Raw genomic sequence first — 11,531 nt, forward strand, 5'->3', positions numbered from 1 at the left:
AAAACATGGAAAATTGGCAAGAAGATCTGCTTTCTGCATCTTTAAATGCAAAAGATACGGATCAGCTGTTTGATACAGCCAAGTCCATTAGCTTGCAACTGGGATATAACTATTGTGCTTATGGCATGCATATCCCACTCTCTATTACTCAACCTAAGTTAATCTTATTAAATAACTATCCCGAAGAATGGCAGCAACGTTATGCTCAGCATCGGTATATTGTTATTGATCCAACAGTGCGCCATTGTCTAAGCTCATTAAAACCACTTATTTGGTCTAGCCAAAAAGCAAATAAACAATCACTAAAAGATTTTTGGGAAGAAGCACAATCATTTGGCTTGAGCGTTGGTTGGTCACAATCATGTCGAGATTTAATTGGTACGCAAGGGATGCTCACACTTGCCAGATCAGCCGATCCAATTTCTGAACAAGAACAAAAATCGCAATCCTCAAAAATGTTTTGGCTTGCTCAAATGCTGCATAGTAGTCTTGCCAAAATTGTGAATGACAAAGAGTTCCGTGATTTAAATCTTAAGTTATCTAACCGAGAAAAAGAGGTATTGCGTTGGAGTGCAGAAGGAAAAACCGCTTCAGAAATTGCGCTAATTCTATCTATTAGTGAGAGAACAGTAACTTTTCATGTGGTGAATGCAATGCAAAAACTCAATGTAAACAATAAAATTTCAGCAGTCATTCGAGCAATAATGCTAGGATTGCTATAAATTTGCATCGAAATCAATTTAGCAAGCTAATATAAATCAACATTTAAAAAATAATGTCGATCCACTGCCAATCGTAAACTCTTATAAATTATTAATATATTAGGGATAAACTCATATTTATTGATTGAATTGACCAACAATATTATGCAAATACAATCTCATTGTGAGGATATTCCGATTTTACAATGACCAGAATACATCTGCCCCTAAATAGCACTAAACCAAACTACAAATTCCATAGAAAAACATCATAAGCAACTGATTAATCTAAGTTTAAATAAAAACATTTAAGTTCTCTAATTCATTGGGTAGCCAAATTTAACCCCCTAAAAATTTAATTTTGGGGGTTTTATAATTCTGAATATCTTAAAATACAAATGAATAGCACACACGATTCAAAGATTGCTCACTTAAAGACTAAAGGAGTTTTGCTATTTCCATATTTTCAATATTCCTTTTAGTATTTATGTTTATTATAAATTATGAGTTCAATATTTGAGATATTCTTAAGCCAAATTTTGTTTAGGCATTGATTTTGATATCTCCATTTGAACATCCCAAAATTTTTCCCACAAATTACAATATTCAAGGCATAGATTTTCTAAATAAATATAGTCTTCTTCAGTACAAGCCTGCATCAAAATGAACCATAAATCTTCTTCATGATCATCATCTGCTGCCTCGGCAGTTTCATCTTCAGAAATGCCATGAACATGGTAATAACCACCACCCTCGACATCTATACCGACAGCACTGGTTGCTTTACGCAAAGGTGGACTATACAAAATCACCTCTTCTTCAGCCACAGCTAATAAAGCAGAAACAGCTTTATAGTCATTATAAGAATTCTCTAAAAAATCTCTCACCTGATGCGCGATTTCTGTTGGCTTATAGTTGCGACGCTCCTCTTCAGTTACTCCAAAATCATTCAAAACATCTTCAAATAATGGATAATGAGCATATTCAGGGTTTCCTTGATAATAACCATCTCGGTCAGCACCAGGCCTGAATCCAAACTCATCAAATATATTCAGACTTAAAAGAAAACGCGGGAACATTTTGGCTCCAGCATGCAATTTAGGTTCTAATTGCTTTGCCTGATATTGAGCCATTAATAAAGCATCTGTAAAAGTTTGTACAATTGCATGGCGATACTCTAAATGAATACGCTTTAAATTTTGTTTACTGATTTCTCCATTGTTTAAAATTTCTATTGCGGGATGATGAGAAACAGGATGTTTTGAAATCTTAACTCTTAATTGGTTTAAAAAGTTTAGATTTTTATCCCAAAGCTCAGCTGAAATGCTTTGTTTCATCCCTGCGAGTGCCTTTTTCCTAGGATTATTAAAGTTCTCAAATTTTTTTGGCATAATTCACTCTCGTTAAACTTATTAAAGTTATCTGATTTCCATATTTTATTTTAAAAACAAAGAATTACGCTAAAACCCAAACTCCTTTTGTTAAAAATCCATCTTAGAATTAAAATTATATTAAATCAAATAGAATATTTAAAAAAATTTAAAAATAATAAAGATTATTTTTATAATATTAACTTGAATCAAATTATGTTTTTGATTATGATCAAATTGATTAAAAAATCAAAAGCTATACCAACTCATAATTAGTTCTAACTATATGGAAGAATAATGTCAAAAAAAGAAGATATTATAAATACTGCTTTAAACCTTTTTAATAAAATAGGTTATAACGCTACGGGTGTAGATAGAATTATTGCTGAATCAAATGTCGCCAAGATGACTTTTTATAAATACTTTCCCTCTAAAGAAAGTTTAATCATGGAATGCCTAGAGCATAGAAACATTAATATACAAAATTCTATTTATGAAAGATTGAATGCACATCCAGATGCAGAGCCACTTGAAAAAATACATCTGATTTTTAATTGGTATATCGACTGGATTAACAGTGAAAACTTTAACGGCTGCCTATTTAAGAAGGCATTTATTGAAGTATCTAAACAATACACTTCAATTCGAGAACCATTTCAAGAATATACAAATTGGTTAATCAATTTATTAAATAGTTTATTAGTAGAGCTTGGTATTGAAAATCCTACTCCGCTTACCCATATGCTTATCTCAGTTATTGATGGGATTATCATTGATGGAACGATTGATAAAGATTTGATTGATCCTAACAAAAAATGGCAATATATCGAGTATTTAATTAAAACTGAAAATCTTAGTTGAACTGATAAAAGTTAATCTCAAACCAATATATTATATATTTTTATATTGACTAGTTAAAATATAGCACTAATAAATATAAAGTTTATTGAGTATTAATATTAAAATAAATGAAATTTACTGCAGTGATAATTTTCTACCTTTTTGGACAAACTCATATTAGAATTCCGCATCCTTATTGTCTCCCATATCTCTATGAAAAAGTTTTTAGGCAATTCTATCTTTAAAGCAGTTGGTTGGACCTATGATGTAGATCCTACAATTCTTGAGAAAAAACAAGTTATTATTGGTTTTGAGCATACTTCCAATTTGGATGCAATCTTATCTATTGCTCTGTTTCAAGTGTTAGACCTAAAAATTCATACTTTAATAAAAAAGGAACTTTTCAAAGGTCCAATGAAGCCTATTCTTGAGAAACTAGGTGGAATACCTGTAGATCGAAAAGCGAGTAAAGATATTGTCTCCCAAATGGTCGAAAAATTTCAAAGTCACGATACATTTAATCTAGTCATTGCACCTGAAGCAACACGTGCAAAAGATGGATCTGAACGCAGACCTATCCGTACTGGATTCTGGCATATTGCTAAAGCTGCTAATGTGCCAATCGTACTGATGTACGCAAATGCAAGAACAAAAAAAGGCGGTATTTTAGGCAAAATTTACCCTTCAGATTTGCAAAAGGATCTTGAAACAATTAAAGAACTCTATGCGCAATATGATATTGATGTAAAGATTAGCTAACCAATTTAGTCACAAACTTCGAGTCTATTTTTTTAGCTAAATTTAGACTCTCAAAGCGTGCTTAATTGGTTAACAAAACATAGGACAACAGTTTTCAAGAAAACCATGCCTATGATAATATTCTGGCACTTTTGCATTTTTTAATTTTTGGAGTTCACTTCCATGGCGGGTCATTCTAAATGGGCCAATATTAAGCATCGTAAAGCTAAACAAGATGCAAGTCGCGGTAAAGTTTTTACTAAATATATTCGTGAAATTGTGACTGCTGCCAGACTTGGTGGTGGAGATGCTGCTAGTAACCCTCGCCTTCGTGCTGTTGTCGAAAAAGCACTTTCTGTCAATATGACACGTGACACCATTAACCGTGCAATTCAACGCGGTGTGGGTGGTGAAGATAATGATGATTTAAAAGAAGTAACTTACGAAGGTTATGGCGTTGGTGGTGTTGCTGTTCTTATTGAAACAATGACAGATAACCTAAACCGTACAGTACCAGATGTACGTCACTGTTTTAGTAAAACAAATGGTAATTTAGGAACTGCGGGTTCTGTATCTTATCTATTTACTAAGCGTGGTGAAATTACTTTTGAAGATGTCTCTTTAGAAGATAAAATCATGGAAGTTGCTCTAGAAGCTGGTGCAGAAGATATTGAAGTTTCAGAAGATGAAATTTTAGTCATTACTTCACCAGAAACTTTTGGTGATGTTCAAGATGCTCTCGCTGCTGCTGGCTTAAAATCTGATAACGCTGAAGTTGTAATGAGCCCTTCAACCAAAGCTGAAATTACAGATGTTGACCAAGCAAAACAAATTCTCAAAATGATCGATATGTTTGAAGATCTTGATGATGTACAAAACGTTTATACAAATGTTGAATTCTCAGATGAAGTTTTAGCTCAATTAGATGCTTAAACCAAACATTGAAATTAAAAAACGCACCGATTGGTGCGTTTTTTTACAGTTTATTTAATAAGTTATAACAGTTAAACACATTGTACTCTTTAATCACAAAGCTCGAATGTAGAGCGACGACATTGTCAATTTTACCAATCCGTCTTAATAAAATTTCGCTGTAGTCATCCATATTACGTGCGACCAATTCAAGAATAAAATCGGCACTTTGACCAGTGACTAAAAATGCATTTGTAACTTCAGGAATAGCTTCAATTTCAGAAAGGAATTTATCGAAGGTCTCGCTATCATGTTTACTTAAAGAGACTTGTAGCAAAATATGCAAGGTAAAACCCAATTTGCTAAAGTTAATTTCTCTTTTAAGCTGTCCCATGATATTAGCTTCAATTAAGTGCTTAATGCGGCGATGAACAGAGCTAACTGAAAGATTAATCCGTTCTGAGAGCTCATTCAAATTCAGGTCTTCATGAGACAAAATTTCCAGAATTTGTTTATCAAAACGGTCTAACTCCATTCTTTTCTCCAATCAGTACTCTTTATAAGTGAACAGTATATCCTAAAGCCAAGTCTACGTTAAAAATCAAACACGATTAAAAAAAGAATTAAGCTTTACTTCAATATGTTGACTCAAATCTGTGCCTGTTAACTGTGCAGTAGTATGACGTTTATAGCGCATTTGCAATGGTTTATAGCCTTATATCCTTTCAGTTTTTCATTTAACACATTAGTAAAACAATAAGTTATTTAAGAATAATGAGTATTTTCTAAATAAAATCAGTTACTTTTCAGAATTTCAAAAAGTTGGCACTGTTTTTGATATGCAGATATTGGAAAAATTTTATATCCGATGTGGGGAATACCTGTGAAAAAAATCAAAACTTTAGTTCTTGCCATGAGTGCTGTTAGCCTAACAGGTATAATGGTGCCAGCCCATGCTGCTACTGATGCAGAAGTAGATGCTTTACGCAAAGAGGTCGGTGAATTAAAACAACTGGTTCAGCAATTATCAAGTCAGCAAAAAACAGCACTTGCAGCTAATACTCCAGCAGCTCCACAAACTGCAACTGTGGCAAATCCACCTGCTCCACAAGGCAAACCTGGATGGATGCAAATGCCTGATGGACAAACTCAAGTTAAGCTCTATGGAAACGTACGAGTAGATGCAACTTATGACTTTAAAGGTTCAAATGGAAGCATTTCAAATGCAGCCAATTACCCATTAAATAAAGATGATCCAAGACAAGATTCTTTAAATGTATCTGCTGCAACTACACGTATTGGTCTAGATATTCTTCGACCTACCCAATATGGTGATTTAACCGGAAAAATTGAAGCCGACTTTATGGGGGGTAATGGCGACAATGGCAGTGGAACTTTCCGTGTACGCCATGCTTATATGTCTTTAGGTAAATGGTTAGCAGGTCAAACGACTTCACCTTTCGTAAATACCGATACATCTCCAGAAACATTAGACTTTACAGGTGCAGTGGGCACAGGAACAACCCGTACCGTACAAGTCCGCTATACCCAGCCGATTGATGCGCAACAAAAAATCTTATTTGCTTTAGAAGGTGGCGATGTTGAAAAAGTAGGAAATGTTGCGGGTGGAAGCCGTTTCCCTGCTCTAACAACGCGTTATGATTTTAAAACTGCCGATAATAAAGGCTTATTACAACTTCATGGGCTTGCTCACGAAAACCGTGTCGCACCTAAAGATAGTTCATCTGAAGAAAAATTTGGTTGGGGTGTCGGCATAGGCGGAAAGTATGATATTACCCCTCAAGATAGTGTTATGGCGAATTACTATCATGTTAAAGGCGATGGTCGATATTTATCTTATAGCAACTCTGCTTATGCATATGACACAGTTAGTCAAGATATCAACTTAGGAGAATTTGATAGCGCTGTTATTGGCTATCAACGCAAATGGAATCCAATATTACGTTCTACTTTCGCAATTGGCGGAGTTCAGTATAAAGATGACAGCACATATGCCAATACTAATTTAAATAACACCAGCTATAACAAAGAAATTTATAATGCGCTGGTTAATTTAATCTGGAATCCAGTTAAGAACATTGACTTAGGTGCAGAATACACTTACGGTCAGCGTGAAACATTTGCAGGTGATAAAGGCGATTACTCACGTATAAATTTACTTGCTAAATATAATTTCTAATAGCTAGATATAAAAAAAGAGCCTTTAAAGGCTCTTTTTTTATTGTCACAATTAATGCATTGCCTGAATTTTCTCTAAGAAAAGTTTAGCGCGCTCGTGACGAGCCTCTAAATTATCAAAAAATTCATTGGTTGGACAATCTTCAAGAATTTTGCCTTCATCCATGAAAATTAAACGGTTCGATACTCGTTTAGCAAAACCCATTTCATGAGTAACACACATCATGGTCATACCTTCATTTGCAAGTTGTACCATCACTTCGAGCACTTCTCCTACCATTTCAGGGTCGAGTGCCGAAGTAGGTTCATCAAACAACATACAGACTGGGTCCATAGATAACCCGCGAGCAATTGCAACACGTTGTTGTTGTCCACCAGAAAGTTGTCCTGGAAATTTATCTTTATGCGCAAGTAACCCAACTCGTTCCAGATACTTAAGTCCCTTTTCCCGAGCTTCAGCAACTGAGCGTTTTAATACCTTCACTTGAGCAATCGTTAAATTTTCCAAAACTGTCATGTGCGGAAAAAGTTCAAAGTGCTGAAACACCATTCCTACGCGAGAACGGAATTTTGCAAGATCAGTTTTTGGATCTTTTAATGAAACCCCATCAACAATAATGTCACCTTGCTGAAATGGTTCTAAAGCATTTACGGTTTTAATGAGCGTTGATTTTCCTGAACCAGATGGCCCGCAAACAACAACGACATCACCTTTTTCAATACTCGTCGTGCAATCTGTTAAAACCTGAAAATCACCATACCATTTAGAGATATGTTGGATGTCTATCATTGGCATTTAAAATCTCCAATTAGCGAATGATGGCAATTTTTTTCTGTAAGCGTTTGACTAATTGCGATAGCACAAACGAGCTACAGAAATACACCACAGCGACGATTAAGTAGAATGTTGCTTTTGTTTCAGGACCATAGGTATTCGCCAATGTATCTGCACGACCTAAGAAGTCTGGTGCACTAATCACATAGACTAATGACACATCCTGAAAGAGAATAATGGTTTGAGTAAGTAATACTGGGAGCATATTACGGAAGGCCTGCGGTAACACCACATAACGCATAGATTGACCATAGGTGAAACCTAAAGCGTAGCCTGCATTGACCTGACCTTTTGAAATAGACTGAATACCGGAACGTACAATTTCCGAGAAAAAAGCAGCTTCAAAAATCGCAAAGGTCACAACACTCGAAAATAATGGCCCCCAATAAGTATCTGATTGAAACTCAAATATTTTCGGCAACAAAAAATAGAAAATAAAGATGACCTGAATTAATGGAATACCACGAAATAGATCGACATAGAACTTTGCAAAGTTACTTGCGATTGCGCTGTTAGATAAACGCATCATTGCCAATGGAGTTCCAATCAGGATTCCTCCCATCATCGCAAGTACCGTTACCGTAAGCGTGAAGATAAAACCTTCTTTGAGTGCAGCAATAACATCAGGATTATGTAATAGAGAAAAATCCATAATTATTTTCCTCCCGAACCTAAACCTGGTACAGCCATACGTTTTTCAATCCATGCCATCACAAATTTAATGGTGTAGGTAATGATCAAATAAACCGGTGTAGACAGAATAAGAATGATAATGTCCTGAGAAGTCTCTTCTCGCATAGTTTTGGTATAAGCGAAGAAGTTCAAAACACTTAACGCATATAGAACTGCTGAGTTCTTAAAAACGTTCATTGCTTCTGAAGTAATGGTTGGCCATACAGTACGGTATGCAACTGGTAAAATCACATAACGATAACTTTGCGCCGTTGTAAAACCCATTGCAGAAGCTGCGAACTTTTGTCCGCGAGAAACTGTGTTAATCCCCGCTCTTACATGCTCAGAAACACGTGCTGCGGTATATAGACCCAAAGCAAAAACACCAATAACAGCAGGATGATGATTTAGAAGGTTTTTCCACCATCCACCTGCTACAACGTCTCCACTTCCGGCACTTAAACTATCTGGTAAGAACTCTGGGAATACAAAAGCCCAGAAGAATAACTGTACAATTAAAGGAATATTACGGAATATTTCGACATAACAGTTGCCGATAAATGCAAGCGGTTTGTTGGGTAAAGTACGAATTACCCCGAGGAGAGAACCTAATAAAAATGCGATAAGAAAGGCTACAACAGCAGTCCATACCATAGTAAAGACACCAGAACCTAACATTTGTAACCATGTGGGCGCCTCAGAATAAGCATTGTAGCTAGAGCTACCAATGACTTTACAAACTGATTCTGCCCATGCGGCTTTATCGACACCATATTCATTAGACTCCGCACAGAATATAGTCCAGTTTAGCGAGCCGACTGACATGTTTGCCCCTTAAATGAATATCTTAGAAAATAGACCACTTGTGCAAATGAGGTTTTACACTTGCACAAGTAAATTTAGGACAAAAGGAACGTGTTAGATCCCTGCATCTGTTGGGTGGGCTTTAAGCTTTTTGTAAGATGCACTTGGCTGCATATTTAAATTAGTATTTTTTGGTGGAATTGGAGATAAGAACCATTTCTTATATAAAGCGTCCATTTGACCAGTTTTCCATAAATTATTTACGGTACGGTCGGCAACTGCTTTAAATTTTGGATCATCTTTAGCAATCATGATGCCATAAGGTTCTGACGAAAGTACTGGCCCTACAATTGCGAATGCTTTTGGTGTAGATGACTTAGCAATTAGACCAGCTAAGATATTGTCATCCATTACAAATGCTGCGGCACGACCAGATGCCATCATAGCAAATGAGTCAGAATGGTCTTTACCATAAATGTTTTGTACATTAAGTGACTGACCTTTTTCATTCATTTTAATGTACTTGTCAGATGTTGTACCTTGAGTCGTAACAACTGCTTTACCATTTAAATCAGCTAGACTCTTAATACCAGAGTTTGCTTTAACAGCCATGCGCACTTCTGTTGCATAGTAGTTCGTTGAAAAACCAACTTGTTGCTGACGCTGTTTAGAGTTTGTGGTCGTACCACATTCCATATCAATATTTCCTGCTAAAAGCTCAGGAATACGTGTTGATGAAGTGACTGCCTTGTATTCAACTTTTAAACCAGGCATTTTCAATTCTTTCTTAATATCATTTGCGAACTGGTTACAAATGTCGACTGCATAACCTACTGGTTTACCTCCAACAACGTATGAAATTGGGTCGGATGATTCTCGGTGACCAATAACGATTTTTCCAGTACTTTTGATTTTTGCTAATGTGTCTGCTGCCTGTATTTGAGAAGTAGCACCAACCGTACAAAGCATAATTGTTGAAACAATGAGAGAGGTTGCAGAACGTTTCATAAGAACTCCTTGATGATCATTCCTCTATTTGTCTACAGAATCATTCTTATAGAGAAATAGAGTGATTTATTATTAAATTGCAATTATCGAGCCAACTTTTCCAAGTAGGACTTCATCCATTTGCTTCACTTATTATTTATCTGTTTCGCAGAGTTAATACCTTTAAAACTGCTCACATGTTTCTTACTTTAATCTATATTTTAATCTTCTGTCTATTATTAAGCTCATCTAATTACACTTAAATGTGGCAATTTTTGATTACATTGTAAACACATGCACAATAAAGTGGCTTAATTTTTTCTAAAAACTGTTTTTAGAAAAACTATTTTATTAATAAAAAGAAAAATTAACTTTATTAGGCATTTAGACTAAAAGTCTAAGTTTGTAATTAAAAAACAAAACAAACCTCAAAATAATAAATAAAAATGTTTTAATAAAATTCATTTATAAAATTTATAGTCATGTTTTTTACAATTAAAATATTTCTACAAATATAAAAAAAGCCCGATTTATTTCGAGCTTTTTTAGAAAACCTATAGATTAAATGCCTCGCCAATCAACACGTGCATTTCTTTCTGTTTGATATATTCTTAAAACATATTGTCCAAGGGGCAAATCAAGTAAAGCTTTCTGATAATTGCTCCACTCTGGCGACACCTCTTCATCCTCTTCGGGTTCCCATGGTGTACCTTTTATTTCAAGTAAAGGTGCAAGCATAGAACATACTGAAATATCTGCGAGACTTAAGCGGTCTCCAACCATATAACGTGCTTGGTTTTCAATGAGGTACTGATTCAACTCATTTATAAGTTCATCCATACGCTCTTTTGACTGACTTACTAGCTCCTCTTCAAGCTTATAGTTCTTCTTTACTAAAGTTTTGAGGAAAGGTTTTGATATTTTTTCAAACTGGCGCAAGTAACCTTGCTCACCCATCATAATTTCTAGAGCATGGTCTCCATGGGCTAAAGTATGAGCAAGTGCCCAACGACGTACATGTACACCAAGTTCATCTGCCAAGCTATCTATCTTGAGCGTTTGTTGTCGAAGTTGTTCATCACGGCGCAAAAGTGCATGCTCTGGATAAGTATCATCCAGATAAAGTGCAATTTTAGTTGATTCAGCAATCCAACGTTGGTCATCTTTCAAAATTGGCAATAAATTTTGCCCGGTTTTGAGTTGTGCAAATGCACGATGGAAGCCTGGAATCAAATTATGTGCAACGTAATCAAGTTCTTTATGGTCTAACAACCAGCGAGCTTTTTCACAATAATGAGACAAAGGAAACTGATACAAAACCCGCATAAAATCTCCACGTTTATTTTTATTTGACTATTCGTACAAAAATCGTCGTCGTTAAGTAGATACTTTAGAAGCTATTTTTAATGAAAACAATGGATATTGTGCTCATTTTTCACTGACAGTTAGGTCTATATTTTTTATATCTTTTTT

Annotated in this window: 12 protein-coding genes; 5 read left to right on the forward strand and 7 right to left on the reverse strand. The window is 35.3% G+C overall.

The annotated features are described in order from the left end of the window. Positions 1 to 5: 5 nt before the first annotated feature. Positions 6 to 722 (forward strand): LuxR family transcriptional regulator, encoded by a 717-nt coding sequence (locus ABFY81_RS02840; protein WP_100192675.1) that lies wholly within the window; start codon positions 6 to 8, stop codon positions 720 to 722. Positions 723 to 1,228: 506 nt separating this feature from the next. Here the strand turns inward: ABFY81_RS02840 and ABFY81_RS02845 are convergent. Further along, the gene (locus ABFY81_RS02845) at positions 1,229 to 2,092 is read right to left on the reverse strand and encodes an iron-containing redox enzyme family protein (RefSeq protein WP_068934324.1); all 864 of its coding nucleotides are present in this window, start codon (positions 2,090 to 2,092) and stop codon (positions 1,229 to 1,231) included. 276 nt (positions 2,093 to 2,368) lie between these two features. On the opposite strand from ABFY81_RS02845, the gene ABFY81_RS02850 reads away from it, so the two are divergent. The 3 genes from ABFY81_RS02850 to ABFY81_RS02860 all read left to right on the forward strand — a co-directional run bounded on the left by ABFY81_RS02850 (position 2,369) and on the right by ABFY81_RS02860 (position 4,582). Next, positions 2,369 to 2,932 carry a TetR/AcrR family transcriptional regulator gene (locus ABFY81_RS02850; protein WP_019458940.1) on the forward strand — a complete coding sequence of 188 codons (564 nt, stop codon included), beginning with the start codon at positions 2,369 to 2,371 and terminating at the stop codon, positions 2,930 to 2,932. A gap of 192 nt (positions 2,933 to 3,124) precedes the next feature. Beyond that, a complete protein-coding gene (locus ABFY81_RS02855) occupies positions 3,125 to 3,670 on the forward strand; it encodes a 1-acyl-sn-glycerol-3-phosphate acyltransferase (protein ID WP_086497613.1) in 546 nt (181 codons plus the stop codon). Between the two features lie 162 nt (positions 3,671 to 3,832). Next, positions 3,833 to 4,582 (forward strand): YebC/PmpR family DNA-binding transcriptional regulator, encoded by a 750-nt coding sequence (locus tag ABFY81_RS02860; protein WP_004702129.1) that lies wholly within the window; start codon positions 3,833 to 3,835, stop codon positions 4,580 to 4,582. Between the two features lie 43 nt (positions 4,583 to 4,625). Here the strand turns inward: ABFY81_RS02860 and ABFY81_RS02865 are convergent, their stop codons facing one another. Beyond that, positions 4,626 to 5,096 carry an Lrp/AsnC family transcriptional regulator gene (locus tag ABFY81_RS02865; RefSeq protein WP_002050132.1) on the reverse strand — a complete coding sequence of 157 codons (471 nt, stop codon included), beginning with the start codon at positions 5,094 to 5,096 and terminating at the stop codon, positions 4,626 to 4,628. A 348-nt stretch (positions 5,097 to 5,444) separates the two neighbouring features. Here ABFY81_RS02865 and ABFY81_RS02870 point away from each other — a divergent pair, with 348 nt between their 5' ends. Continuing rightward, complete coding sequence (locus ABFY81_RS02870; protein ID WP_191105350.1) at positions 5,445 to 6,761, forward strand: DcaP family trimeric outer membrane transporter; 1,317 nt, start codon at positions 5,445 to 5,447, stop codon at positions 6,759 to 6,761. 51 nt (positions 6,762 to 6,812) lie between these two features. Here the strand turns inward: ABFY81_RS02870 and ABFY81_RS02875 are convergent, their stop codons facing one another. The 5 genes from ABFY81_RS02875 to ABFY81_RS02895 form a co-directional block, all read right to left on the reverse strand. Continuing rightward, complete coding sequence (locus ABFY81_RS02875; RefSeq protein WP_019458936.1) at positions 6,813 to 7,556, reverse strand: amino acid ABC transporter ATP-binding protein; 744 nt, start codon at positions 7,554 to 7,556, stop codon at positions 6,813 to 6,815. 13 nt (positions 7,557 to 7,569) lie between these two features. Continuing rightward, complete coding sequence (locus tag ABFY81_RS02880; protein WP_004702135.1) at positions 7,570 to 8,247, reverse strand: amino acid ABC transporter permease; 678 nt, start codon at positions 8,245 to 8,247, stop codon at positions 7,570 to 7,572. A 2-nt stretch (positions 8,248 to 8,249) separates the two neighbouring features. After that, entirely contained in the window at positions 8,250 to 9,092 is an 843-nt protein-coding gene (locus tag ABFY81_RS02885; RefSeq protein WP_004702137.1) for an amino acid ABC transporter permease, read from the reverse strand. A 93-nt stretch (positions 9,093 to 9,185) separates the two neighbouring features. Continuing rightward, complete coding sequence (locus ABFY81_RS02890; RefSeq protein ID WP_004702139.1) at positions 9,186 to 10,079, reverse strand: amino acid ABC transporter substrate-binding protein; 894 nt, start codon at positions 10,077 to 10,079, stop codon at positions 9,186 to 9,188. A 540-nt stretch (positions 10,080 to 10,619) separates the two neighbouring features. Further along, entirely contained in the window at positions 10,620 to 11,384 is a 765-nt protein-coding gene (locus ABFY81_RS02895) for a glutathione S-transferase family protein (protein ID WP_134261594.1), read from the reverse strand. Positions 11,385 to 11,531: the final 147 nt, after the last annotated feature.

This window comes from Acinetobacter sp. WA-87 (genome assembly GCF_039938935.1).
In the GTDB taxonomy this organism is placed as follows: domain Bacteria; phylum Pseudomonadota; class Gammaproteobacteria; order Pseudomonadales; family Moraxellaceae; genus Acinetobacter; species Acinetobacter seifertii.